General features: G+C 61.2%; 27 protein-coding genes. 12 read left to right on the forward strand and 15 right to left on the reverse strand.

The genetic code is table 11. From position 1 onward, the window contains the following. Window positions 1-409: 409 nt before the first annotated feature. The 5 genes from DBAC_RS16635 to DBAC_RS16655 all read right to left on the reverse strand — a co-directional run bounded on the left by DBAC_RS16635 (window position 410) and on the right by DBAC_RS16655 (window position 4,410). Window positions 410-1,147, reverse strand: coding sequence for a pseudouridine synthase (locus DBAC_RS16635; protein WP_015775488.1), 738 nt, complete (start codon window positions 1,145-1,147; stop codon window positions 410-412). After that, window positions 1,134-2,162: an asparaginase gene (gene ansA, locus DBAC_RS16640; RefSeq protein WP_043813059.1), complete on the reverse strand. Its 1,029-nt coding sequence runs from the start codon at window positions 2,160-2,162 to the stop codon at window positions 1,134-1,136. The genes DBAC_RS16635 and ansA overlap by 14 nt, the downstream gene beginning before the upstream one ends. Then, entirely contained in the window at window positions 2,159-2,938 is a 780-nt protein-coding gene (locus DBAC_RS16645; protein ID WP_015775490.1) for a lysophospholipid acyltransferase family protein, read from the reverse strand. Before DBAC_RS16645 ends, ansA begins: the two co-directional genes overlap by 4 nt. A gap of 133 nt (window positions 2,939-3,071) precedes the next feature. Beyond that, window positions 3,072-3,488, reverse strand: coding sequence for a MarR family winged helix-turn-helix transcriptional regulator (locus DBAC_RS16650; protein ID WP_015775491.1), 417 nt, complete (start codon window positions 3,486-3,488; stop codon window positions 3,072-3,074). After that, on the reverse strand, window positions 3,481-4,410 hold the full coding sequence (locus tag DBAC_RS16655; protein WP_015775492.1) for a cation diffusion facilitator family transporter: 930 nt from the start codon (window positions 4,408-4,410) through the stop codon (window positions 3,481-3,483). The genes DBAC_RS16650 and DBAC_RS16655 overlap by 8 nt, the downstream gene beginning before the upstream one ends. A 116-nt stretch (window positions 4,411-4,526) precedes the next feature. Here DBAC_RS16655 and DBAC_RS16660 point away from each other — a divergent pair, with 116 nt between their 5' ends. The 3 genes from DBAC_RS16660 to DBAC_RS16670 are packed head-to-tail and all read left to right on the forward strand — an operon-like array spanning window position 4,527 to window position 6,136. Next, window positions 4,527-5,114, forward strand: a complete 588-nt coding sequence (locus tag DBAC_RS16660; protein WP_015775493.1) for a CDP-alcohol phosphatidyltransferase family protein — start codon at window positions 4,527-4,529, stop codon at window positions 5,112-5,114. A 52-nt stretch (window positions 5,115-5,166) separates the two neighbouring features. Continuing rightward, on the forward strand, window positions 5,167-5,430 hold the full coding sequence (locus tag DBAC_RS16665) for a hypothetical protein (protein ID WP_015775494.1): 264 nt from the start codon (window positions 5,167-5,169) through the stop codon (window positions 5,428-5,430). Between the two features lie 28 nt (window positions 5,431-5,458). Further along, window positions 5,459-6,136, forward strand: a complete 678-nt coding sequence (locus DBAC_RS16670) for a phosphoribosylanthranilate isomerase (RefSeq protein ID WP_015775495.1) — start codon at window positions 5,459-5,461, stop codon at window positions 6,134-6,136. Window positions 6,137-6,236: 100 nt separating this feature from the next. Here the strand turns inward: DBAC_RS16670 and DBAC_RS16675 are convergent, their stop codons facing one another. The 4 genes from DBAC_RS16675 to DBAC_RS16690 all read right to left on the reverse strand — a co-directional run bounded on the left by DBAC_RS16675 (window position 6,237) and on the right by DBAC_RS16690 (window position 9,982). Then, the gene (locus DBAC_RS16675) at window positions 6,237-7,304 is read right to left on the reverse strand and encodes an oxidoreductase (RefSeq protein WP_015775496.1); all 1,068 of its coding nucleotides are present in this window, start codon (window positions 7,302-7,304) and stop codon (window positions 6,237-6,239) included. Between the two features lie 80 nt (window positions 7,305-7,384). Next, on the reverse strand, window positions 7,385-8,800 hold the full coding sequence (locus DBAC_RS16680; RefSeq protein WP_015775497.1) for a PAS domain S-box protein: 1,416 nt from the start codon (window positions 8,798-8,800) through the stop codon (window positions 7,385-7,387). Window positions 8,801-8,835: 35 nt separating this feature from the next. Beyond that, window positions 8,836-9,474 (reverse strand): cysteine hydrolase family protein, encoded by a 639-nt coding sequence (locus tag DBAC_RS16685; RefSeq protein ID WP_015775498.1) that lies wholly within the window; start codon window positions 9,472-9,474, stop codon window positions 8,836-8,838. Window positions 9,475-9,490: 16 nt separating this feature from the next. Continuing rightward, a complete protein-coding gene (locus tag DBAC_RS16690; protein ID WP_228644909.1) occupies window positions 9,491-9,982 on the reverse strand; it encodes a PaaI family thioesterase in 492 nt (163 codons plus the stop codon). Window positions 9,983-10,129: 147 nt separating this feature from the next. Here DBAC_RS16690 and minC point away from each other — a divergent pair, with 147 nt between their 5' ends. From minC to DBAC_RS16710, 4 genes are all read left to right on the forward strand, one after another. Further along, on the forward strand, window positions 10,130-10,813 hold the full coding sequence (gene minC / locus DBAC_RS16695; RefSeq protein WP_015775500.1) for a septum site-determining protein MinC: 684 nt from the start codon (window positions 10,130-10,132) through the stop codon (window positions 10,811-10,813). A gap of 17 nt (window positions 10,814-10,830) precedes the next feature. Further along, window positions 10,831-11,637 (forward strand): septum site-determining protein MinD, encoded by an 807-nt coding sequence (gene minD, locus DBAC_RS16700; RefSeq protein WP_015775501.1) that lies wholly within the window; start codon window positions 10,831-10,833, stop codon window positions 11,635-11,637. Between the two features lies 1 nt (window position 11,638). Next, window positions 11,639-11,893, forward strand: coding sequence for a cell division topological specificity factor MinE (gene minE / locus DBAC_RS16705; RefSeq protein ID WP_015775502.1), 255 nt, complete (start codon window positions 11,639-11,641; stop codon window positions 11,891-11,893). Window positions 11,894-12,050: 157 nt separating this feature from the next. After that, window positions 12,051-12,668, forward strand: coding sequence for a GNAT family N-acetyltransferase (locus DBAC_RS16710; RefSeq protein ID WP_015775503.1), 618 nt, complete (start codon window positions 12,051-12,053; stop codon window positions 12,666-12,668). A gap of 57 nt (window positions 12,669-12,725) precedes the next feature. On the opposite strand, the gene mutM is transcribed toward DBAC_RS16710, so the two are convergent. The 4 genes from mutM to DBAC_RS16730 all read right to left on the reverse strand — a co-directional run bounded on the left by mutM (window position 12,726) and on the right by DBAC_RS16730 (window position 17,019). Beyond that, entirely contained in the window at window positions 12,726-13,538 is an 813-nt protein-coding gene (gene mutM, locus DBAC_RS16715; protein ID WP_015775504.1) for a bifunctional DNA-formamidopyrimidine glycosylase/DNA-(apurinic or apyrimidinic site) lyase, read from the reverse strand. Next, window positions 13,538-14,695, reverse strand: coding sequence for a ChaN family lipoprotein (locus tag DBAC_RS16720; RefSeq protein ID WP_167320955.1), 1,158 nt, complete (start codon window positions 14,693-14,695; stop codon window positions 13,538-13,540). The genes mutM and DBAC_RS16720 overlap by 1 nt, the downstream gene beginning before the upstream one ends. 77 nt (window positions 14,696-14,772) lie before the next feature. Next, window positions 14,773-16,038, reverse strand: a complete 1,266-nt coding sequence (locus DBAC_RS16725; RefSeq protein WP_015775506.1) for a phenylacetate--CoA ligase family protein — start codon at window positions 16,036-16,038, stop codon at window positions 14,773-14,775. A 141-nt stretch (window positions 16,039-16,179) separates the two neighbouring features. Continuing rightward, window positions 16,180-17,019 (reverse strand): tRNA (adenine-N1)-methyltransferase, encoded by an 840-nt coding sequence (locus DBAC_RS16730; RefSeq protein WP_015775507.1) that lies wholly within the window; start codon window positions 17,017-17,019, stop codon window positions 16,180-16,182. 280 nt (window positions 17,020-17,299) lie between these two features. Between DBAC_RS16730 and DBAC_RS16735 the strand changes: the two genes are divergently transcribed. The 5 genes from DBAC_RS16735 to DBAC_RS16755 all read left to right on the forward strand — a co-directional run bounded on the left by DBAC_RS16735 (window position 17,300) and on the right by DBAC_RS16755 (window position 23,334). Then, window positions 17,300-18,772 carry an Rne/Rng family ribonuclease gene (locus DBAC_RS16735; RefSeq protein WP_015775508.1) on the forward strand — a complete coding sequence of 491 codons (1,473 nt, stop codon included), beginning with the start codon at window positions 17,300-17,302 and terminating at the stop codon, window positions 18,770-18,772. A gap of 8 nt (window positions 18,773-18,780) precedes the next feature. Next, entirely contained in the window at window positions 18,781-19,329 is a 549-nt protein-coding gene (locus DBAC_RS16740; protein WP_015775509.1) for an epoxyqueuosine reductase QueH, read from the forward strand. Window positions 19,330-19,332: 3 nt separating this feature from the next. Next, on the forward strand, window positions 19,333-20,487 hold the full coding sequence (gene hemW / locus DBAC_RS16745) for a radical SAM family heme chaperone HemW (protein WP_015775510.1): 1,155 nt from the start codon (window positions 19,333-19,335) through the stop codon (window positions 20,485-20,487). 7 nt (window positions 20,488-20,494) lie between these two features. Continuing rightward, window positions 20,495-22,720, forward strand: coding sequence for a DEAD/DEAH box helicase (locus DBAC_RS16750; RefSeq protein ID WP_015775511.1), 2,226 nt, complete (start codon window positions 20,495-20,497; stop codon window positions 22,718-22,720). Window positions 22,721-22,959: 239 nt separating this feature from the next. After that, window positions 22,960-23,334, forward strand: a complete 375-nt coding sequence (locus DBAC_RS16755; protein WP_015775512.1) for a PilZ domain-containing protein — start codon at window positions 22,960-22,962, stop codon at window positions 23,332-23,334. Here DBAC_RS16755 and DBAC_RS19470 read toward each other — a convergent pair. Both DBAC_RS19470 and mnmL read right to left on the reverse strand, forming a co-directional pair. Further along, complete coding sequence (locus DBAC_RS19470; RefSeq protein WP_015775513.1) at window positions 23,303-23,782, reverse strand: methylated-DNA--[protein]-cysteine S-methyltransferase; 480 nt, start codon at window positions 23,780-23,782, stop codon at window positions 23,303-23,305. The two genes, DBAC_RS16755 and DBAC_RS19470, sit on opposite strands and share 32 nt — an antisense overlap. Beyond that, window positions 23,779-24,732 carry a tRNA modification radical SAM protein MnmL/YtqA gene (gene mnmL, locus DBAC_RS16765; protein WP_015775514.1) on the reverse strand — a complete coding sequence of 318 codons (954 nt, stop codon included), beginning with the start codon at window positions 24,730-24,732 and terminating at the stop codon, window positions 23,779-23,781. Before mnmL ends, DBAC_RS19470 begins: the two co-directional genes overlap by 4 nt. Between the last annotated feature and the right edge of the window lie 150 nt (window positions 24,733-24,882).

The following is a 24,882-nucleotide window of genomic DNA, read 5'->3' on the forward strand; positions in this document are numbered from 1 at the left end:
CGCAATGACGCGGCGGTCATGCGTTTTTTTTGTTTGTTCTTATTTGGCGGGGGGGGCGGTCCAGGGCGGCGGCTTGGCGGTTCGGGCCGCAGGCAGCCTCTCGAAACTCCATCGCGGGCCTCGTAGAGGTGAATCATTGCCTCTTCGAACACAGGCCTTCACTTCGTGCGGTGGGCAATGATTCACCAAACGATGCCAAAGCTCAGTCAGACAGTCGAGAGTCTGCCTGCGGCCCGAACCGCCAAGCCTCGTGTGGATGCTTTAGCGGAGAAGAATGTTCGCAGAAAGTCGTCAGGCATCGCTGACAGTCATTCCCGCGAACGTGTGCCCAGCATGGGTAGGCGGGAATCCAGGCACTCGAGAGGCAGCCTGAGGGTCGAATCGCAAACCTCGTGCGGAGGCTTGGGAGTCAGCGCGTGTTGGTTTGGACGTTGAAAGCGTCGATGGCGGCGTTCCAGCCCAGCTGGCCGAAAAGATCGAGGAGTTCCCGCGCAGGGGGGCAGGTCAAGGTCATAGGACTGGTGTCTTCGGGGTGGCGGAAGGTGAGTTCCACGCTGGCCAGCAGCAGGCGGTGCAGGCCGAAATGGTCGCGGAAGAAGCGGTTCTGCCGGCCGTCCCCGCGCAACACGTCGCCGATGAGCGGGTGGCGGATGTGGGCGAAGTGGCGGCGGATCTGGTGGGTGCGGCCGGTCCTGGGGCGAACCCGGACCATGCTGTAGCGGGCGGTGGGGTTTGGGCCGACCGGGTGCGGGATTTCCGCCGTGGCCAGGCGCGTGAATTCGGTTCGGGCCTCCTGCAGGCTGCCGGATTCGGATTTGAGCGCATCGTCGATGAGACCTTGGGGAGGAACGAATCCCCTCGTCACGGCAAGATAGGTTTTATGAACTTCCTGGCTCGCGAACTGGAGGGCCAGCGCGTGGGCGGCCTGCGGCGAGAGGGCCATGATCATGAGGCCGGAAGTGGGGCGGTCCAGGCGGTGCACCGGATAGAGGCGCTGGCCGAGCTGGTCGCGCAGGATCTGCAGCAGAAAGGGTTCGCGTCCGGCGTGGGCGTTGCGGTGCACAAGCAGTCCGGCGGGTTTGTGCACGGCGATGAGGTGTTCATCCCGGTGCAGCACCGGGATTTCAACAAGCTCAGTGTCCGGCATTGTTTTCTGTCAGCTCGCCGCGCAGGTTCCGGGTCATGGTTTGCCGGATGTCTTCGGGAGGCAGATCCAGGCTGAAAAGATAGATCATCTTGGTCAGGGCCGCCTCGGCCGTCATGTCCACGCCCGAGACAACCCCGGCGCGGGCCAGGGCCGAGCCGGCCTGGTATCCACCCTGGTCCACTGTGCCGCGCAGGCACTGGGTGCAGTTGACGATGACCACGCCGCGTTTGCTCGCCTCGGCCAAGACGTCCATCAGCTCGGCGTCGTCGGAGGGGCCGTTGCCCATGCCGTAGGTCTCGAGCACCAGCCCCTGCAGCGGCGAGCGCAGCACGTTGGCCACCAGCTCGGCGGAGATGCCCGGAAAGAGCCGCAGCGCGCCGACCCTGGCCTCGGACAGGGGGTGCACGGTCAGGCCGTTTGCGGGCCGGGGCGGCAGGAGCAGTTCGGGATGAGGCCGAATGGTCACGCCGATGTGTCCCAGGTCCGGGTAGTTGGGTGAGTCGAAGGCCTGGAACCCGGCCGCGTCCACCTTGGTTGAACGGCAGCCGCGCAGCAGTCTGTTGCCGAAGCACAGGCAGACTTCCGAGACCGGGGTCTGGGCTATGACCATGAGCGCGGTGACGAGGTTGTCGCGGCCGTCGCTTCTGACCTTGCACAGGGGGATCTGGGAGCCGGTCAGGACCACGGGCTTGGCCAGCCCCTCCAGCATGAAGGGCAGGGCCGAGGCCGTGTAGGCCATGGTGTCCGTGCCGTGGATGACGATGAATCCGTCGAATTCGTGGTACTTTTCGGCGATGTCGCGGGCGATGGCCAGCCAGTTTTTCGGGCCCATGTTGGAGGAGTCAAGCAGCGGGGCGTATTCGCAGATGACGTACTTCGGCATCTCGGGGCTTGAGAAGTCGGGCATGGAAGCCATGACGCGGCCAAGGTATCCGGCTTCCGGCGCATAGCCCTGCGGGGTGGGCTTCATGCCGATGGTCCCGCCGGTGTAAAGGATGCAGACCTTTTTTTTCACGTCGCGCTCCAGGCCGTGAGCTTCCAATGGATGAACTCCATGATCTCCTCGTGTTCATTCTTGCCCGCGCCCCGGATCATCATGGGGTCCCCGAAGCAGAAGCGGGCCGGAATCTCCGGCCGGATGCACCCATAATCCTTGCTCAGCTTGCCCAGGCCCCAGGCGTCGGTCTTGAGGGCCAAGGGCACGACCGGCACCCCCGCCTTCTTGGCCAGCTTGATGCCGATGGAGTTGAAGGCCTGGCGGTCAAGATTCAGGGTGCGCGTGGTCTGGGGGAAGACGATGACGGAAATGCCGCGCGCGAGGCGTTCCTGCCCCTGCTCCATGACGGTCTTGAAATCGTCCCGGGCATTGACGCGGTCGACGGCGATGGGTTCGACGGCGTTTACGATCCGCTGGAAGATCGGATAGGTCGTCAAGCTGCGCTTGATCACAAAGGCGATAGGCCGGTGGGTGGCCAGAATGCCCGGCATGCAGAATGTCTCCAGGGTGGACATGTGGTTGGCCACGACCACGCAGGGTCCGGGCAGGCTGGTGACGGCGGAGACGTTCTCGATGTGAAAGCGCAGCCCGCTGGCTTCGGCCCTGCGTATGACGGTCAGGCTGTCCTCGGCCCATTTCTCCATGGAATAGCCGCCTCCCCGGGTTCGCCACGCCGCTTCGCAGACGATGGATAAAATTCGCGCGTAAAAGGCCGCGCTGGGAAAAAGCCGTGAGAACGGGTCGATCTGAATTTTTGGGGTATGATACGGATCGCTGAGTGGTTTGATGTTCATGCAAAAGCTACCGGATGGGGTTTGAGGGGCCGCAGTGCGCCTGCCCCTTCGTGTTTCGTGCCCGCGGATGGTAGCTCAAGAGCTTCCCGGCTTCCAGATGTTTTTCAATGGTTTTCCTCCGACGGCCGGGGTTTTACAACGCCTGGGTCAGCTTGGTCAGGATGGATGCGAGCTGTTCCGTTTCCTCCGGGGTCAGGGCGGCCTCGATCTCCCGGGTCAGGTGCAGGTGGTGGGCATGATGCTCAAGGTAGAGCTCCCGCCCGGTCTCGGTCAGGGACACAAGGATGGAGCGGCGGTCCGTTTCGTGGGGGATGCGGGTCACCAGCCCCTGCTTTTCCAGGCGGTCTATGCCCACGGTCAGGGTCCCGGTGGTCACGCCCATCTTGGCCGCCAGCTCCTTCATGCGCAACGGGGACTGCTGACCCAGGATCTCCAGGGTGTGCATCTGCGGCAGGGTGATGGGCGTGTCCCGGACCACGGCCTGTTCCCACGAAGACAGTTTTTCGTAGAATTCGATGAGCAGATCACTGAGTTGTTCAAGATCATGCATGGTCGGCCCCAGGGCATTCTTGATCCGCGCTTTCCGCCGGACAAGGGCAGGAGTGGACTTCCACGGTGACGTGCTCCAGATGCGTAATTTCGGCGACGAGATCCTTGTAGTATTCGGGAGGGCGGGGGGTCCTGTCTTCGACCGTGACGTGCGCAGCCAGGCGGCGAGGCCCCACGTTCCAGACGTAGAGGTCGCGGACCCGGACCTCGCCGCCGTCTTCGATGCGGCGCAGGATGTCCGCATGCAGTTCCTTGTCCGCGCGATGATCGAGGAGGACCCAGGCGGTCTCGCGCAGCAGGCCGAGCGCCCAGCGTCCGATGACCAGGGCTCCGACAATGCCCATGACCGGATCGAGCCAGTTCAGGCCGTAGTATTTTCCGCCCAAAAGAGCGAAGATGGCCAGGATCGATGTCAGGGCGTCGGCCAGGACATGCATGTAGGCGGCCTTCAGGTTATGATCATGGCTGTGCGCATGGTCCTCATCGCGCAGCCACCATGCGCTGACGAGGTTGATGATCAGGCCCAGCACAGCCACCAGGGTTGCCGGGCCAAAGGAGATGGGTACGGGGGAGAGCAGCCGCGTGAAAGATTCCCCCGCCATATAGAGGGCCACGAGAATAAGCCCCACCGCGGAGGCGAATCCGGCCAGGGCATTGACCTTGCCCGCGCCAAAGACCAAGTCGGGGTTGTCGGCGTTCTTGCGGGCCCAGACATAGGCGAACCAGGCCACGGCCATGGCACCGGCATGGCTGGCCATGTGCCAGCCGTCGGCCAGAAGCGCCATGGAGCCGAAAGCCCAGCCGGAAAAAATTTCTGCGGCCATGGTGACCACGGTCAGCCAGAAGACAAAACGGGTCCCGCGCTCGCCGTGATTAGCCTCGTGGTGATGGTCATGGCCGCAGGAACAGGAATGGTTGTGCATAGGTGCTCGCTGTTGTTTGTTTGTCGAATTGTTTGATTGGCAAGCAAATAATGTGATATTGTTTGAGTGTCAAACTTAAATTTGTTTTTTTCGCATCAGCATCGCGAGGACGCTTCATGCTTGATACTCATGCCAGACGCCTTGTTCAGCCGATCTTTGACGCAATGGCGCAGGCCTTTGCCCGCAGGGGAATCGGTCCGCTCGCGGTGACGCTGTCGGCCGCGCTGCTGGGCGGCCTGGCCGCCGGCGCCTTGGCTTTGGACTGGACAATCCTGTTTCTGGTCTTGCTGTGGTTTTCGGGGCTTCTGGATGCGGTGGACGGAACCCTGGCTCGGCAGAGCGGATTGGCGAGCAGGGCCGGGGCCATGCTGGACATTGTCTGCGACCGGGCTGTGGAGGCGCTGGTCATCGTGGTCTTCGGGCTGCGTTTTCCGGAGGCCCGGCTTGAACTTCTGGTACTCTGCGCGGCCATCATCCTGTCCCTGACGGTTTTTCTGACGGCGGCAGCAGCCCTGCCCTCGTCGGCCGGCAAGAGTTTTCACTATCAGGCAGGGCTGGCCGAGCGCAGCGAGGGTTTTCTGTTTTTCTCCTTCATGGCCTTGTGGCCGTCAGGAGTCGGGGGAGTGGCGCTGGTCTTTGCTTTGTTCGTATTTATTACGGCAGGCCAGCGATTGCGGGCGGCGCTTGGATTTTTCAGGGATTGACAATTGCCCCGGGCTTTGAAAGTCCCGGAAACAAACAATTCTGGAGGCAACAGTGCAGGACAAAGACGGTATCTTTTATTATCCTTATCCCGAGAACAAGCGCATCCGCATGTATGTGCGCGAACAGGACGGGAACGTCGAATTTAGACTCAATAATGTTGATCATCCCGAGATATGGGAACGTCACGGCTGGCTGGACATGGACATCATCAAGCGGAGCGCCAAGATGTACGAAGAGCGTGGTTCAAAGGTCGATCCGACGAAGATTTACGATCTGGAAACCGCGCGTTATCTGCTGAAAGAATCCAAAAAATAGTGATTCCGGGCATGCACGGGGAGAGGGTATGATTATCGACGGTCTGGTGCAGGTGGCGGGAATTCGCAGCCCTGGCGAGGCGCGCATGCTGCTGGACTGCGGCGTGGATCTGCTCGGTTTCCCCCTGCGGCTGCCCGTTCATGCGCCGGACACCTCCGAAGAAACGGCCCGCGCCATCATTGAAGAGGTGGGCCCTGCGCTCTGCGTACTCATCACCTACGAGGAGGACCCGGATCGACTCGTTGATCTGTGTCGTTTTCTGAACGTGGGCACGGTGCAGATGCACGCAGACGTCTCCCCGGACACTTTGGCCCGGATCAAGTCCCGCGCCCCTTTGAACATCTTCAAAAGTTACGTCGTGGGCCGGGAGTCCATGGGGCCGGCGCAGTTCGCGCAGGCCTACTCACCGGTTTGCGACGCCTTCATCACCGACACCTTCGACTCCAACACCGGCGCCAGTGGGGCGACGGGTCAGGTCCATGACTGGTCCGTGAGCGCGGAGCTGATTCAGCGCAGTCCGCGTCCGGTTATTCTGGCCGGTGGCCTGAATCCGGCCAATGTGCGGGCGGCTATCAAAACCGTGCGTCCGGCCGCCGTGGACGTGCATACCGGCGTGGAAGCCCCTGACGGCTCCAAGGCTTCGGACCTGGTGCGCGCCTTCGTACGCGAAGCCCGCGCCGGATTTGCCGAGACGGCCGGATCCTGATCGTATTCAGCCAAAGATTTTTTAGGGGCAGGACTCTTTTTCGATTCACGCCCTGGTCCGGCGGCAGTTCCGCCGGGCCAGGGCGTGCGTGCGTGGGACCTTAAGGCAGGGGTTCGAAGGTGTAGGCCACGTTTGCCTCTGCGGAGGAATACAGCGGCAACTCCTTGCCCTGGCGCACATCCTCCACGAAGTTTGGGTTGAGCAGGATGGACTTGCCGGACAGGACAATGTCCGCCTCGGCAAGCGCCTCCTGCGCTGTCCTGCGGTCGTGGATCTTGCCGCAGATCATGAGCGGTTTGGTGGTCCGGGAGCGTGTCAGGCCGCTCATGGTCTGCTCCGTGCCAAAAGCCTTGCCCTTGAAATCGTAGGTCGAGAGGGACAGGGCGTCGATGGGCTCGGAATCGATGAGGTCGATGAGCTCTTCCCACTCTCGGGCATCCTTGCACAGGGATACGTCCATGTCCGCGATGCCCCAGTTGGAAACGCGAAATGTGAGCAGCGTGTCTTTGGGCAGAACATCGCGCACGGCGCGGATGATCATTCGCGCGAAACGAAAACGGTTGGCCATTGTGCCGCCGTATTCATCGGTGCGATGGTTTGAATAGCTGGAGAGGAACTGGTTGATGAGGTAGCCGTGGGCGCCGTGGATCTCCACTCCGTCAAATCCGGCGGCCACTGCCCCCTTGGCTGTCTCCACGAACCCGCTGACGACATGGGCGATGTCGAAATGACTCATGGCGTCGGGCACGGGGTAGGGCTGGCCGGTGAGCGGATTGGCCTGCTTGGGCGTGACGGGGCTGGGCGCGATGGAACGGCCGGCGGGGTTGATTTCCGGCCAGGCCATGCGTCCGCAGTGAAACATCTGCATGATGGAGACTGCTCCGCGCGCGCGGATGGCCTCGGTGACGGCTTTCCAAGCATCGATCTGGGGCTGGGTCAGCAATCTGGCCTGGCCAGGATACCCCTGGGCGCTCTCGTAGTCCGTGACGATGGCCTCGGTGAAAACCAGGGCCGCGCCGTTTTGGGCCCGCCGGACCAAAAGATCCAGGACGTCCTGGCGCGGAATGGCTTCCCTGCCTGCGGACATGCGGGTCATGGGCGCCACGCCAAGGCGGTTCCGCAATGTGTATGCGCCAAGCGTGAAAGGTGCGAAGATATCCGCAGTCATGGTGAGCTCCTGGTAGTTAGAGGTGCTGATGACGAGGGCCTTGCCGGCTGATAATTTGGCCGGACAAGGACGGCAGGCTTCTACTTGAGGTCGAAGAGAATGCCGCCGGTCCCGTCCGGAACCGGTATCGGCGGTTCCGGCGCATGGTAGATCTTGCGAATTTTTTCGCCGAGCACGCGCAGGTCTTCCAGGGACCGCTTTGAATCGCTGACCTTGTCCAGCAGACGCGCGAGAAGCTGTTCCTTGCGCTGGCCGTCCGCGGTGGATTTCAAGGCTTCGATATAATCCGACATCAGCCCGTACTGCATGGCCTGGGCCTGCGCGATGTTGTTCAGGCGGTCCGAGAGGCCGCCCATGGTTCGGCGGTAGGTTTCCAGCTCCGTGCGTTCGATCAGGGCGCGCATGTCGTGCAGGATGATCTGGTAACTTTCCAGGAGTCCCGAGTTGCGGTTTTTCCTGCAGCCTCCGGTCACGACGACATCCACGGTCTCTCCAGACAGGGTCTTGAGCCGGGTCGGGTGGTCGGTGATGCTGCCGTCCTGGATGATGGCGGTCATGATGGCCTTTCGTTCCTTTTCGGCCGTGAAATGGTCGACGACGTTGCCCTTCAGGGCATGCTCGCGGTTTTCATACCCGAAGAGTGAGATGGCGGCCTGGTTTATGTCCACGAAGCTTCCATCCGGCATGGCCACGAAGATGGGGTCGGTGGAGTACTGAAAGATACGCCGGTACTTCTGCTCGTTGACGCGCAGCTTTTCCTCGTCGTTCTTGCGATCCGTTATGTCCTTGATGAAATGGTAGACCTGCTGGATTCTGCCCAGGCCCTGTTCCTTGTAGATGACTTCGCCCTCGTCCCGCACCCAGCGGATATCGCCGTTGGCGTGGACGATGCGGTACTCGATGCGGTCGATCTCATTTTCGATGAGCCCTGCATAGAAGGCCTGAACCTTTGCGCTGTCCTCGGGGAAGACCAGGTCGATGGGGTGAAAGATGTTGCCGACAAACTGGTCCGCCGGAAGTCCGTAGATTCCCTCTGTAGCGCTGTTGGCCGACTCTATGCGTGAATGTTCGCGGTCGAAGGCCATGATCACTTCCGGGATGGAATCAAGAATGCGCTTGAGTTTTTGGCTGGTCTTCGTCTTCTGGGTGATGTCGGTCAGGGAGCAGAGCAGCGCAGGCAGGCCCAGGTAGCTGATTTTTTTGGCCTGCATTTCGACAAACGATTCGGCCCCGTTTGCATCCTGCAGGGTGAATTCGACCGTTTTTTGCGAGCAGCTCGGTTCGTCCGGAATTCCAAGCAGGTACTTCTCGACCCGGTCGCGGTGCTTGGGGATGACGAAGTCGCAAAAAAATCTTTCTCGCAGAGTCTCTCGGCCGGCGTTGCAGATCGTGGCAAAACAGAGGTTGGCGTGGGCAATCCTGCCGTCGCGCAAAATCACCGCGCCCTGGCTCAGGGCGTCGAGCAGCTGGATGTGTTCAGGGTTCATAAGGTGCATATGTTCATTCCTGGTCGGGGGCTCCCCCCGACCGATTATTTCAAAGTGATGTCGATCATGTCCAGCCTGGTCAGACTGGCCCGGGCTCGCGTGCCGGGGGCGTTCAGCAGATGCCAGGCCGTGTACTGCTCGGCATAGAGGGTGCCTGCAGACATGCCGTCCACGGGCACGATGACGTTCATGCCGCGCATGGACGCGCCGGTGGCGGTATGCAGGACCGCGCCTTCGGCAGTGGTGCCGACAATGATGACGTTCTCCACGTTCAGTTTTTTCAGGATCGCCGCAAGCTCGGTGTTGAAGAACTTGTCCACGGAGGACTGGACAATGGGCTCCGCGGGCAAGGGTTTGGCCTCGGGGAGGATGGTGTCAGGCGTGCCCTTGCTGGTCAGGCTGTGCACCACGGGCATTCCCGCTGCCCTGGCTTTGGCCAGGAAGGCGCCGATGCGGGGCGCGGACTCCACGCAGCGTGGCCGCGCCTGCATGTTGCAGGTCCGTTCTTCGATGTCGAGCACAAGAAAGGCCGTATTCTCCGGACTGACCGTCACGGCTTTGAGCTCCACGGGCACCGGAGGCTGCACTGCGTTCCAGTCTTCGACAATGGTCCCGGCCAGGGCCGGTGCTGCGCATATGCAGACAAGCGCTGCCAAAACAAACAAAAGCATTGATTTTTTCATGGGAGCCTCCTGGCTGTCATGGATTGCCGATCGGGATGCACACGTTGTCCGGAGCTTTTGCTCCTGCCTTTCGAATATTATACACGGCCCGGCCTTCGGCAATGACCACATCCGGATTATTCGCGGAAAAAATTTGCACGGTGGCGTTGCCGACCCTGTTGCCCAGCAGTTTGACCTCGCCGATGGCGATGAGATCCGCCGGGTCGGCCGGACGCAGGTAGTCCACGCGCATGTCGATGGTCGCCACCCGGTCCCGCACCGAGCAGGCCGCCCACACGGCCGAGCCGCCACAGGTGTCCACGAGCATGGAGATGAGGCCGCCATGCAGCGCCGGGCGGCGCGGGTCGCCAATGAATTCCGGGCGATAGGGCATGCGCAGCCGGGCATAGCCGGGGCGGATTTCTTCCACCAGGAGGCCCAGAAAACGGTCGTAAGGAATTTCCTGCTCGATGACGTGACGGATATCCATGAAGTACCTCGGGTTTGCGATGACGTAATGCATTTTCATGGGCAAGACCGTGGGGCTCGTCAAGGGGCGGCCTCAAGCACGGGAGGGCAGAGCGGACTTGTGTTCAGGTTCAGGCCACGGTAAAGCCGCCGTTCATCCTCGGGGCATTTCCCGGATTTTAACGCTTAACTCCTTAAGGACATTGATGTGCCGTCCTTTGAAATCAAAGGTAAAGTCGCTCCTTGCACGCTGTTCAGGCCGCTGACGGTCGATCTGGCCAAGCTGAGCGGTGATGTTGAGGAGCGTCTGGGGCAGACTCCCGAATTTTTTCGCAACATGGCCGTCATTGTGGACCTGTCCGCACTGGGCGAGATGCGCAACGGGCTGGACCTGAGCGGGCTGGTGCGCATGCTGCGGGAGCAGGGCATGATGCCCGTGGGCATCCAGGGCGGAAACGAATTTCATGAGCGTCTGGCCCCCAATCTTCACTTGGGCGTCTTTCCGGAGAGCAGGCCTGCTCCGAGCCGGGTTTCGAGTGGCGGACCGAATGCTCCGTTTTCCGACGCCGCGGCCATGATTGTGGACAAGCCCGTGCGATCCGGACAGCAGATTTATGCCAAGGGCCGCGATCTTGTGGTGCTGGCCCCCGTGGGGCAGGGCTCCGAGGTCATCGCCGACGGCAATATCCATATCTACGCGCCGCTGCGTGGGCGGGCCCTGGCCGGAGTCATGGGTTTCGAAGGGGCGCGGATCTTTTGCAAAGAATTGCGGGCGGAGCTGATCTCTGTTGCCGGACTGTACCGGGTCAGCGAGGATCTGCCCGAAAACCTGCATGGCGTTTCGGCTCAGATCCGGTTGAGCGGACGCCAGCTTTTGATTGAATCACTTTGACAGGACCAGGAGGGACTGTGGGTAAAATTATTGTTGTTACTTCGGGCAAGGGCGGGGTCGGCAAGACCACTTCCAGCGCTTCCCTGGCCACGGGCCTGGCCCGCAGGGGCATGCAGGTCGCGGTGCTTGATTTCGACGTGGGCCTGCGCAACCTCGACCTGATCATGGGGTGCGAGCGTCGGGTGGTCTACGATTTCGTCAACGTCATCCAGGGCGATGCGACCCTGCATCAGGCCATGATCCGCGACAAGCGGGTCGAAAATCTTTTCATACTCCCCGCGTCCCAGACCAAGGACAAGGACGCCCTGCGCATGGAAGGCGTGGAGAAGGTGCTGGACGAGCTTTCCGCCCGGTTCGACTTCGTCATTTGCGATTCCCCGGCCGGCATCGAGCACGGGGCGCTCATGGCCATGCATTTCGCTGACGAGGCCGTGGTTGTGACCAACCCGGAGGTGTCTTCGGTGCGTGATTCCGACCGGGTGCTCGGGCTGCTCCAGAGCAAAACCAGAAAGGCCAAGAACGGCGGGAACATCAGGGAGCATCTGCTCCTGACCCGCTATGATCCCGAACGGGTCGCGCGGGGCGAGATGCTGAGCGTGACGGATGTGGAGGAGATCCTGGCCATCCCGCTTCTGGGGGTGATCCCGGAGTCCAAGTCCGTGCTGGCCGCCTCCAATTCCGGGGAACCGGTCATTCTCGACAACGTCAGCGACGCGGGTCAGGCCTACGAGGATGCCGTTTCCAGGCTTCTGGGCGAGACCCTGCCCCACAGGTTCATCAATCCGGCCAAGAAGGGCTTTTTTTCCAGGATATTTGGAGGCTGACATGGGAATCTTCAGTTATTTTCGTACCAAGAAAAACACTGCCGAGGTTGCCAAGAATCGCTTGCAGATCATCGTGGCCCACGAGCGGGCGCAAAACGGCGGGTATGAGTTTCTGCCCCGGCTGCGTCAGGAGCTTCTGCTCGTGGTCCAGAAATACGTGCATGTGGAGCTCGACAACATCCGCGTGGACGTGAACCGGGACGGCGACTGCGAGGTGCTGGAATTCAACGTGACCCTGCCCGACAATAAACGCTAAACAAAGCACGACGGTTGGTTGCTCCGGGGCCGCTTCATGCCGCCCCGGCTTTTTTTTGTGGTCCGTGGTGAGTGGTCTTTCATGCCGCAGCGCGTTGACAGCGGCATGAAGGGCGTTTTAACCATCAAAAGTCACGTTATCCTCAACCCCCGGCATCATGGCATCAGAACGCACCTCCCGCCCCGAAGTCACCGTTCGCGAGATGGAATTGGACGACCTCGCCCCTGTCTATCACCTTGGCGAGCGGCTTTTCACCTGTGACCTGTATCCTTTTCTGTACCGCACCTGGGACGAATGGGAGGTGGTCGGCCACTACAACACGGACCCGGAATTCAGCCTGGTGGCCGAGGTCGGCGACGCCCTGGCCGGATTCATCATCGGCACGCTCATCAGCAAGGCGTCCTGGACCTACGGCTATATCGTCTGGCTGGGGGTGGACAGGGCCTTTCATTCCACCGGCGTGGCGCAAAAACTTTATGACAAGCTGGTGGAGCGCATGGTCGAGGCCGGGGCGCGCTATCTCATTGCCGACACCGACCCGAGCAACACGGCGGCGCTCAAGTTTTTCGGCAAGAAGGGTTTCAAGGAAGAGCGCGAGCATGTGGTTCTGTCTTTGAATTTGAGCCGCAACGAGCGCTACCGGGCCGTCCTGGAAAAGCACGGCAACGGGCATGGCGAAGCCGAGCTCAAAAAATCCAAACGCTCCAGCGCGTCACTCAAAAAGGGAAAGGAAAAGCCCCTCTGCGGCGCCACCATCCTGGAGCCTGAATTCTAAAGAAAAGACCTCGCCTGTCCGTCTGTGCCAGTCCGTGCCAGCCCATTACGTTTCAAACTAATACAATTTCTGGCAACGCGGACAATGCGTCGACGTCCTTCCCGCGATCTGCTCTGCCTTCAGCGCCCTGCCGCAGGCGGGGCAGGGCTGGCCCTTCTTGCCGTAGACCTCGAAACTGTCCTGGAAGATGCCGCTTTTGCCATAGGCGTTGCGGTAGTCGCTGATGGTGCTGCCGCCAGCGGCGATGGCTTCGAGCAGGATGCGCTGCAGCTCCGAGCAGAGCTGGACGCGTTTTGCAAGAGGTATGTTCGCGGCCAGGCTGGCCGGATGGATACGGGCCGCGAAGAGGGATTCGTCGGCGTAGATGTTGCCGATTCCGGCCAGGACTGTCTGATTGAGAAGCAGGCTCTTCACCCCTGCACGGCGCGCACCGAGGCGCAGTGCCAGGTCCTCGGCCGTGCTCTGCAGCGGTTCGGGGCCGAGGTTTTGATAAAAGCTCCAGGCCTCAATATCTTGCGGCCCATATATTCCGAAGAATCCGAAACGCCGCGTGTCTTCGAAGATCAAGCGGTCCCTGCCTTCAAGCTCGCAGACCAGATGCGTGTGTTTGGGCAGGTCCTGGCCCGGGCTTGCGACCCAGACCCGCCCTGTCATTTTGAGGTGGAAGGCCAGGCATTCGCCCTGGTCCAGATGGACCAGGAGGAGCTTGGCCCGGCGCGAGACATAGGTGATGGTCCTGCCCGGCAGGGAGCCTGGGTTCCCGGCCCGCAGAACGCTTGGCGTAAAATGGAGGACTTCGCGGATGCGGCGTCCCTGAACCAGGGTGTGCAGGCCGCGGGCGATGGTTTCGACTTCGGGCAGTTCGGGCATCAGTCTTGAGGGGAGGCCAGGGGGATGGACAGGTTTATGGTCTGGTCGGCCCGCTGGACGGTGAGTTCCAGCGGTTTGTTCTGACGGGAAGCGGCCATGGCCGCGAAGTGCAGGTCCATGGCTTCCTTGAGATCCCTGTCCCCGCCCTTGAGCAGTATGTCTCCCGCCATCAGACCGGCAATGTCGGCCTTGGAGCCGGGGTCCACGCTTTCCACGCGCATGGCCTTTTCCTCGAAAAGGATGTTCATGCCGAGGCGGCTTTTATGCTGTGCGGCGCAGTGGAAATAGACCTGATCCGCAGGCAGGGGGCGCTGGGCCGCGTCGGTTTGCGCCTTGAAATCCGCCTCGTCGCGGACGGGCATGACGGAGAGGCAGGCGGCTTTCGGGTCCAGGGTGCGCAGCCGGTATTCGATGCCCCAGCCGTGTTCCACGTGTCCGCTTCCGGCCAGGATCAGCATGGGCCGGGCCAGTCTTTCTTTCCAGGCCAGGGCCTGTTCGGCCATCATGGAATCCCACAGGGCTTGCACGAGATAGAACTTTTCAGCCATTTCATCCATGGAGGGAGGCTTGCCGGGCATGGTTCCGGGAGGCTTGGCGTCCGCGGCAGGAGTATCTTTGGGCGCGGCTGCGGGCGTACGCATGCTTTGGTGCAGTCCGACCTGCATTGCAAGGGCCGCCTTTTGGGCCGGACTGGCCGGAATGATCCGGCGCGGCAGGGCGTTCCTGTCGGCTTCGCCAAGGCCCATGTTGCCCTTGTCGCGGAATGTGACCAGCGTTTGCCTCGGGATGTTCAGGGCAATCACGGGCAGGTCGAATTTTTCAGCCAGCTCGAAAACAGGTTTGTACAGGGCGTAGGAGTAGCCCCAGAGTTTTTCCCAGCCCACTTCTTCGCCGAGGTCGCCGGCAGTGATGCGCCGCGCGTTGAATCCGTCCAGCACGGACTGGCTCGTCACCGGGAGCATCTCAAGGCCGATGGAGAAGCGCTGTCCGCTTTGTGCCATGGCTTCGATGAGGCGCGTCTGGACGGCGTGGTCGCAGGGGTTTGTGTGGCTCTCGCCCACAAGGATGAAATCGGCGCGGCTGGCCTGCTTCACGACTTCGGCGTCGGACAGGGGCTCGGCCGCGGCCGAAAGAAAGGATCCCGGCGGCGGGGACACCCATGGGGATGTCACCGTCGCCGGTTTTGCGCATCCGGCAAGTATTGCCAGCAGCAAAGGGAGGATGAGGCGGCTCATCAATCCCAATTGCGCTTGTCCTCGATGAACCGGATCTGCGGGGGCAGGGTGCCGGGGGTGAGGATTTTGAGCGCCGGACGGATCTTGATCTTTTCGCGGAACATGTGCAGCAGCTCCTCCTCGCGCTTGAAGCCCGAGGTTTCGATCAAAAGCGTCATCTCGTCGATGCCGCCGGGGTTGGTGACTTCGATCTGCCATCTCTTGATCTCTTCGAAGCCGGAGATGACCTGTTCGACCTGGTGCGGGTACACGAACATGCCCTTGATGCGGGCCGTGGTGTCCACGCGGCCGACAATGGTGCCCAGGCGCGGGGAGGTGCGGCCGCAGGGGCAGGACGCGCGGTCGATGTAGGACAGGTCGCCCGTGGCCAGGCGTATGAGCGGGTAGGTCTTGTTGAAGGCCGTGACCACGATTTCGCCCACCTCGCCGTCTTTCAGCGGGATGCCCGTGTCCGGATGGCAGATCTCCACATAGGCGCGGTTGGCGATGTGCAGGCCGTTCTTGTGGAAGCATTCGTAGCCGATGCAGCCCACATCCGCCGTGCCGTAGCCCTGGCGCATGATGAGGTCGAACTTCTTTTCGAGCGTGGAGCGCAGCTTCTCGGAGAATTTCTCGCCGGTGACAAAGGCCACTTCCAGGTACAGGTCCTTGCGCAGGTTGAGGCCCTTCTCCTCGCCCTTCTGGGCCAGGTGCATGAGGTAGCTCGGCGTGCCCACGTAGCCGGTCACGCGCAGCTTCTTCATGATGTCGAGCTGGCTGCCGGTGTTGCCGGGACCAGTGGGCACCACGGCGCAGCTGAGCTGGCGCAGGGGCTCCTCGAACATGAGGCCGGCCGGGGTCATGTGGTAGTTGAAGGTGTTCTGGACCAGGTCGCCGGAACGGAAGCCTGCGGCGTAAAAGCTCTCGGTCCAGCCCCAGTAGTCGTCCCCTCTGTCTTCGGGATCGAAGATGGGACCGGGCGACAGGAAGACGCGGCGCAGTTCGCCCAGATCCTTGGTCAAGAGGCCGCCCAGGCGCGGGCCCATGGACTGCAGGAAGATGAGCTCCTTTTTCTTGAGGATCGGAACGTGCTTGAGGTCGATGAGGTCGCGGAATTTTTCCACGGAAAACTGTGCGCGGTCAAAGCGCTTTTTTACGTCCTCGGAATATCTATAGGCATAAGAGAGCAGCTCTTTGAGCTGGATCTGGTAATATTTCTGGCGTTCCGTAGCATCCAGAACTTCGCGGCGGCTGAAAATGCCTTCGGTGCGATCCTTGCGGGTCATCAGCACTCCTCCTTGCGGGGCTATGTCCGGCCGTGGGGTCGGGGTCAAAAGGTGGAAAAAACAGTCTTATACAGGAATAAAAAAAGGATTTGCAAGTGGGTACCTGCAAATCCTTGAAATAGAAGATGAATTGATGTTTGCTCAGTCTTCGGTCAAAGGCTCCTGCGGCATGTCTTCCTGCGACGGCCCTTGCGGTTCCTCGGTTTCAGGCTTGTCAAGCTGGGCAAACGTGCGGGCAAAGACCAGAAATCCGGTATGAGCGACCATGCGGTCTTCGGGCCGCAGGCGCTCGGGCACGGGCTTGTAGTGGCGCAGGAAGATTTCCACCACTTCGATCTGCCTGAAGGGCCCGTCCTGCAGCACCTTGAGCAGGTCCTGGACCTGGTTGGTGGTCGGCAGCAGAAAGCCTATGGGCGCGCCGGGCACAACCGCGCTTGGAATATGATGGATATAGTCGCAGGGTTCGCGCACGTCCAAAAAGAGGGCGTCGGCGGCATGCGGGTTGAAGCCCTCGGCGATGTCGTGATGGAACTGCTCCACGCGGTGGGAAAGGCCGATGCGCTCCAGGTTCTGGCGGCAAAGGGTATAGAATTCCTCACGGCGTTCGTAGGTGTAGACCTTGCCTGTGTCGCCGACCAGCCAGGCCAGGGCCGTGGTCAGGCCGCCGGAGCCGCAACCGGCCTCGACGATGCGGCAACCGGGGCCGATGCCCAGTTTCATGACGATGTAGCCGATTTCCTTGGGATAAATGATCTGCGTGCGGCGTTTTACCGACTTGACCAGATCATAAAGGGTGGGGCGCATGACGGTGAAGGGGTAGCCCTTGTGCGTCATGACCTGCTGTCCCCAGCCTGCGGCGCGGACTTCGTCGAGGTGCAGAAGTCCTTCATTTGTATGCATGACCTGCCCTTCCTGGGCAGTAACAAAATATCGCTTGTCGTTTGCGTTGAGCAGCATTACCAGCTGTCCCGGTTCGAGCATGTGGCCTCCTGTAAAGTGCGTAGGCGGGAGTAGCCATGGCATAATGGGATGTCAAGCAATCCCCTTTGCCCTGAAGATGGTTTTTCTTGCTATAGCTCCTCTGGGCGGGTAGAGAACCTCCTTGATACTCGGCGTGCTGTGCGTCCGGCAGAGTCCGGTCACTGTGTAGTCTCTTTCGCCACACGCAACGTGTCTGCAAATTTTTTCCGGTTTTTTTGATACGCAAATTTTTTCATTTTTCCCCGGCTTTGCCGGAAACTTTTTTCATTTGAGGATACGTATGGGCGAGAAGCAGAAGCGCAAGATGTTCATCAGCGTGCTGCCTGGCGAACAGGTGGAAGTGGCCATCATGGAAGATGGCGTGGTGTGCGAATATTATGTTGAAATGCTCCACCAGAGCAAGACCAAGGGAAACATCTACAAGGCCAGGATCCACAACGTGGACCAGGCCCTGCAGGCCGCCTTCATCAATTACGGGGCGGAAAAGAACGGATTTTTGCAGGTCGACGAGGTTCATCCTGAATATTACCAGGGCGATGTGCCCAGCCGGGGCAAGTACCCGCCCCTGCAGAAGGTTTTAAAGCCCGGCCAGGAAGTGCTGGTGCAGGTGGTCAAGGAGCCGACCGGCTCCAAGGGTGCATTCCTGACCACGTATCTGTCCATCCCCGGCCGCTATTTCGTACTCACCCCCGGCCGCGAACAGCTCGGCATTTCCCGCAAGATCGAAGATGAAAAGGAGCGCGACCGCTTGAAAGAGGTCGTCGAGGAGCTCAAGCTCGACGAAGGCCTGGGCGTCATCGTGCGCACGGTCAGCGAGTCCCAGAGCAAGAGCAGCCTGTCGCGGGATTTGCAGTTCCTGAAGCGCCTGTGGAAAGAGATCCGCAAAAAGGGAATCTCCTCTGAATCCCCGGCCCTTATCTATGAGGAAAAGGATCTGGCCTTTCGGGCCATCCGCGACTACCTCACTCCCGACATCGCCGAATGCTGGGTTGATGATGACGAGACCGCGAAGCAGATCACTGATTTCGCCGCCCTTATTTTTCCCCGCCGCAAGACATTCATCAAGGTGCACTCCGAAACCGAGCGGACTCTGTATGAGCGTTTTCGCATCGAGGCGCAGCTGCAGAAGATTTTCAGCCGTAGCGTCAATCTGCCCAGCGGCGGCCAACTGGTCATCGACCACACCGAGGCCCTGACGGCCATCGACATCAACTCCGGCAAGATCGGCGGCGAAAAGAATTTCAAGGAGATGGCTCTGCGCACCAATATCGAGGCCGCGCAGGAAATCCCCAATCAGCTCATGCTGCGCGACATCGGCGGCCAGATCGTGGTCGATTTCATCGAGATGAAGGACGGCAAGCACATCCGCGAAGTGGAGAAGGTGCTGCGCCAGGCCCTGAAAGTCGACCGTGCGCGCACGGATATCGGCCGCATCTCCAAGTTCGGCCTGCTTGAGATTGTTCGCCAGCGTCTGGGCACGTCGGCCCTGTCCGGAAGCCTGGAGCCGTGTCCGCACTGCTCCGGCGCGGGCACCCGCCGCAATCTGGAATGGCGCTCCATGCAGGCGTTGAAAGACATTTATCGTGAACTGCGCAAGGACAAGAGCTTTGAGCCGTTCACCTACAAGACGGACGCGGATCTCATGCAGTATCTTGTCAACCGCAAGCGGGAAAAGCTCATGGAATTTGAGCAGACATTCGGTCGCAAGATCTTCGTCATGCCTACGGAAACGCCCAACTGCGCATTTTGCTAGGTTCTTCCATGAAGATTTTGGTTCACATCTGCTGTGGGCCGTGCGCCATCACACCCGTCCGGGCCTTGCTTGAGGCCGGGATGGGTGTGACGGGTTTATATTACAATCCCAATATTCATCCCCTGCAGGAATACCTGCGCCGCCGGGAAGGCGTGGCCCAGATGGCCGAGCGTCTCGGCATCCCGGTCATCTTCAAGGATGACGAGTACGACCCCAAGGCCTATTTCAGGGCAGTGACCTACCGCGAGCCGAACCGCTGTCTGCCCTGCTATTCCCTGCGGCTGGAGCGGGCCCTGTCCATCGCCCGGCGCGGCGGCTTCGACGCCTTCACCTCCACGCTCCTTTACAGCAAGTTCCAAAAGCACGAACAGATCAGGACCTTGGGTCACGATCTGGCCGAGGGGTCGGGAGTGGAGTTCCATTACCAGGATTTTCGTTCCGGGTGGTCCGAGGGCATTGCCCTGTCAAAGGAATGGGGGATGTACCGGCAGCAGTACTGCGGTTGCCTTTACAGCGAGTTCGAGCGCTACTCCTCGGAGCTGGACAGGCGCGCCTAGCTCATGCTGCTTTACGTTCACGTGCCTTTCTGCGTGCGCAAATGCGGCTACTGCGCCTTCCATTCCGGTCCGTTTTCCCGGGAAGCGGCGGCGCTTTATATGCAGCATGTTTTGCGGGAGCTGGCGGATTGGGGGAAAGTTCTGGGCCGGGTCCCGGTTGAGTCGGTTTATTTCGGAGGCGGGACTCCGTCGCTTTTGGAGCCCGGTCAGATTGGGGCCTTGCTGGAGGCCGCTGGCACCTGCTTTACGCTGAGCGCAGATGCCGAAATCACCCTGGAGGCCAACCCGGATTCCGTGCTTAGGCCCGGATTCCTGGACAGCGTGCGCGGCCTTGGAGTGAACCGGCTGAGTCTCGGTGTGCAGAGCCTCCAAGACGATCTGCTGGCCATGCTCGGGCGTCCTCACGACAGCAGGCAGGCGCGTCTTGCCGTGCAGGCCGCGAGGGCGGCGGGATTCTCGAATTTGAGCCTGGACCTGATCTGGGGGCTGCCCGGTCAGACTCATGAGCGCTGGATGAATGATCTGGCAGCGGCGGTGGAGTTGTCGCCCGAGCACCTCTCCTGTTATGGGCTGAGTCTGGAAGACGGTACGGCCCTGACGCGCAAGGTCGAGGAAGGGGCGCTGACCCTGCCGGACGAGGAGACCGGCGCCCTCATGTACATGGACGGATCGGAATTTCTGGAGTCGAGCGGATATGCTCATTACGAAATTTCGAATTATGCCCGCCCGGGTCGGGAGAGCCGTCACAACCGGGGCTATTGGGCGGGCCTGGAGTATCTGGGCCTCGGCCCGGCGGCGGTTTCCACCATCCAGGACCGCAGGTGGTCGAACCCCACGGCTCTGGGCGAGTATGCAGCGGTTGTGGCCGAGGGCAAAGAGCGAAACGAGACGGAGGTTTTGACGGCGCGTACGCGCCTGCAGGAAATGGTCATGCTGACCCTGCGCACGGGCGCCGGGCTTGACCTGGAAAAATTTAAGGCAACGACCGGAACGGAATTTCCATGGCGCCACCCGGCTGTCGAGCAATTGCGCTCCAGCGGGTTGGTTCGCCTCCGCGCCGGTCATCTTCAACTGACACGTAAGGGCATGCTGGTCAGCAATTCCGTCATCGAAATGGTGCTTGGAATTCTGGATCGCATGCACGCAGAAACTGTGTAGGACACTTATGACAGACACCACTGATTTTGGTGACGCCCCGCGCGAGGGCTCCCAAACCGAGAATTTCGAAGGCAAGGCATTTTCCATGGCCGACCTGCCGCAAACCCTGCAGGCCGCGGCGACCCGTTTGAACTGGGCCGAGCTCATGCCGGTGCAGGTGCAAACCATCCCGTACATGCTTGGCGGACAGGACGTCATGGTCCAGTCGCAGACCGGCAGCGGCAAGACCGGGGCTTTTTTGCTGCCCATTCTGGACCGCATTGAAACAGGGCTTGGCGCGCCGCAGGCCCTGGTCCTGGTTCCCACCCGCGAGCTGGCCGTGCAGGTCACCCGCGATGCCGAGGAACTGGGCCGGGAGGCCGGGATCAAACCGCTCTCCATCTACGGCGGCGTGGGCTACAAGGGCCAGATCCAGGGCCTTGAGGACGGGGCGCAGCTCATCATCGGCACGCCGGGGCGCATCCTGGACCACCTGCTCAAAGGGAATCTCAACCTGGACCGGCTGAAGATCCTGGTCTTCGACGAGGCCGACCGCATGCTGTCCATGGGTTTTTATCCGGACATGAAGCAGCTGCAGCGCTATTTGCCGCGCGGGCTGCAGTCGGCCATGTTCTCGGCGACCTATCCCGGACATGTGAAGCGCCTGGCCCAGCAGTTTCTGAAAGATCCGGTCTTTGTATCCTTAAGCCAGTCCCAGGTTCACGTCAGCGACGTGCTGCATGTGGTCTACAAGGTGCCGGCCATGCAGAAGAGCCGCATCCTGGTCAAGATCATCGAGCAGGAGAACCCGGCCTCGGCCATCATCTTCTGCAACACCAAGGCGGATGTGCATTTTGTGTCCACGGTGCTGCGTCGCTTCGGCTACGATGTGGGCGAGATCAGCGCCGACCTGACCCAGGCTGCGCGGGAAGAGGTGCTTGAGAAGCTGCGTCTGAACAAACTCAAGTTCCTGGTGGCCACGGATGTGGCCGCGCGCGGCATCGACATCCACGAGCTGTCCCATGTCTTCCAGTATCAGCCGCCTCAGGATCACGAGGCCTACGTGCACCGCACCGGACGCACCGGAAGGGCCGGAGCCGCCGGAGTCGCGATATCCTTTGTTTCGGGCATGGAAGAGATTGAGCTTGAGCAGATAGCCAAGAAATTCTCCATCCCCATGGTCGAACAGCCCCTGCCTGCCGACGAGGAGCTTGAAACGCTCATCTCCCAGCGGGCCGTGTTTTTGCTTGAGGCGCGCCTGCGCAAGGCCGACAATATCCAAAAAGAGCGGATGCAGCGGTTCATGCGCACCGTGGGCGAGCTTGCGGCCAACGACGAATCCCGCGCACTTTTGGCCATGCTGGTGGACGAATTCTATCAGGGTACCTTTCATGCCCCGCTGGAGCAGCCTTCGGAGAAATTGGTCGACATGGTCCGCCCTGTCAGGCCCCAGTCCGCGCCTGCGCAGCCTGCTGCGCCCAGAGCGCCCAGAATGCCCGCTCCCCGGCCAGTGCCTCAGACCGAGAACATCCAGACCGAGCAGCCTGCGGACGCAGCGGCCGTCCCGGCCGAGAACGGACGGCCCGAAGGCGAGAAGCGTCGGCGCAAGCGGTCCCGCAAAAAGCCGGCCGCCGGAGCTGACGCAGCTTTGCGCGAGCAGGCCCGCCCTGAAATATCACCGGAGGCCTCGGATGTTCAGCCGGCCGCCCTTGAACCTGCGGAAGTCCCTGCGGTAGCCCCCGAGGTCGTCGTGGAGCCCCAGGTCTCTGCGCCGGCGGTCATCCCGGAAAAGATTCAGCCTCCCCGCAGCCCCCGGCCGCCGAAGCCCGCTCCGCAGGCTGCGCCCGCTCGGGCCGAGACCAAGGATGAGGCCGTGGCGGCAGAATCCGTAGCGCCCGGCACTCCCGAGGAGAATGTGACCGAAGAAGGACAGCCTGCGGCCGCGCCGAAAAAGCGTCGTCGCCGCCGTCCACGCAAGTCTGGAGGGGCAAAGCCCGAAGGCGGCAATGATGTTGCGACTGAGGCTGCCGCACCCTCCGGGGCTTCCGCTCCGGCGCCAAGCGTTGCGCAAGCCCCGGCAGCCCCTGCGCCTGCGTCCCGTCCGCCGCGCGGGGAACCCAAGGCGAAGTCTGCGGAGGCTCCGGCCGACGACAGTGCCTCGCGGACCAGGGAAGCCCCTCGTCCCAGTCGCAAGAAGCCGGCCGAGGCCAAGACCGAACCGCCTAGGCCCAAGAAAAAGATATTCCTGGAATAAACGTCAGCCCCGGCCAAGCTCCGGGGCTTTCTTTTAGCGGACCGTGCGGGGGCCGGGACCGGTCGCGCAGTCGGCGCTGCGCGGAAGTTGCGCACGGCGCCCGGTTGGGTGTCGACGAAGAGTCCGGATTCGCGTAACAGTGAGAATGTCTTGCCTGTGATGACCAGGCCGGCACTGCCGCATTCGCGGTCGATATATCCGAATTTCAAGAGATGGTTCATGCATGGGCGGGAGGGAGCATGTCAGAAGAGCGACGCAAACGAAGCCGGGTCAGCCTTGAATTTCCGCTGACAATCGCCTTTGAGGGCAAAAGGGTCCGGGGCAAGGTTCATGATTTGAGCTTGAAAGGGCTCGCGTGTTCCACGGAGGAGTGGATTCTTCCCGGCAAAGAGTGCGAGGTCACGCTGGAGCTTGAATCGGGGCTGCGCATGCATATGCACGGGCGGATCATCCGCGCCGGGCAGGACGGCGCCATCGATTTCATTCGTATGGACGAGGCAAGTTTTGCCCATCTGCGCAACCTGGTCCGGCTCTACGCCGAAGATGCCGATCTGGTCGACGAGGAGCTGCGCCACCCGGCGTTCACGCCGGAAGAGGAGCCTTTTCCAGAGTGAGCAGGGTTCGTTTCAATTCAATTCCAGGCCCGAATCCGCCAAGCCCCAGGTTGCCGGCCAGTACCCGGTGACAGGGAACAAGCAGGGGCCAGGGGTTTCTGGCCATGACCCCGCCAACGGCGCGAGCCGCCCGGGGCGAGCCACAGCGATCGGCCAGCCGCCCATACGTAGTGAAGGCGCCTCTGGGTGTGTGCATGCGCAGCGTGTCCAGAACCTTCAAGGAGAAGGTGGTCAGACTGCGTCTGTCCAGAGGCATCTCCGGCCATTCGTCGGCATGAAGGCTCGCGTACTGCGTCACGATCCGTTCCAATGCGGCTCCGTAGGGCGATAGTGGCGCGGTGGCGGCCTTAGGTTCCGCGCTCAGGTCTGTCCGGGTCAAAAGCCCGTCCGTCCACACAAAGGTGACCGAGAACCACCGGTTTGCAAACGTCTCCGAAAAAGCGTTCATGTTTTTTCCTTTTGAGGGTTCATCCACTCCGGGCGTTTTTGCCCCAGGGCCTTGCCTTGCCATGTATCCGTGTCATGCAGGTGCTGTTTGACCGCGTTTAAGTAGGCGGTTTTTTTCATGGCCCACAAAGGGGCGAGCAGTTCGTCCTGTTCGGGGTCGCTGTTTATGCGGTGAATCACGATATCCTGCCGCAGCAGGGCAATTCCCCGCACAAGCCAGGTCTGGGATTCCTCCTGCGAGAGCAGTGCGATCGACCCGGCGCGCCAGGCGGATTCCAGGGGCGTGTCCCGGCAGATATACAGATTATGTATTTTTATGCCGGACACCGGCAGGCTGTTGACAAAGAGAATGGTTTGTTCGAAGTCCGCCAAATTCTCCCCCGGCAAGCCGGTGATGACATGGGCGCAAACCTTGATTCCCCGTTCCGCGGCTTTTTGGGCCCACGTGGCGAAGCACGCTGCGTCATGTCCGCGGTTGATGCGGTGCAGGGTGCTGTCTTGCGCGGACTGCAGGCCCAGGTCCAGCCAGAGTTCTTCGAAAGGCGCACTGCGCAGGATATCCAGTTTTTCCTCGTCAAGGCAGTCCGGCCGGGTGCCGATGGCCAGGCCGACGAGGTCCGGCAGCCCAGCCAGTTCCTGCAGCAGCGCCCGCAACCGTTCCGCAGGCCCGTGGGTGTTGGAGAAAGACTGGAGATATCCCAGAAAGCGCGTGTCCGTGTCGCGGTCCCGGGATAACTCCCGATACGCGAAATATTGATGACGCAAGGACATGCCGGCCTCGGCCAGGCCGGTTCCGGTCCCCTTCTGATTGCAGAACGCACAGCCGCTGCGGGACAGGGTGCCGTCCCGGTTTGGGCATGAGCTGCCGGCGTCCAGCGGAATTTTACGGACCCGTTGGCCAAAGCGCTGCTTGAAGTAGAGTGACAGTCGGTAGAATCTGTTGTGAGACATCGTTGGTATGATTGAGGTTTGTGCCTGGCTGCGGTGCGGGTTGCCTGCGCGTTGAAATTCGGATAGGCAGCGAGGCTCATTACACATCTTTTTAGGACCCGTTCCATCAGTGTCCCGCAGTGGTCCGTGCTCCGGAGCGGGCGACGCTTT

Source organism: Desulfomicrobium baculatum DSM 4028, assembly GCF_000023225.1.
Classification (GTDB): Bacteria; Desulfobacterota; Desulfovibrionia; order Desulfovibrionales; family Desulfomicrobiaceae; genus Desulfomicrobium; species Desulfomicrobium baculatum.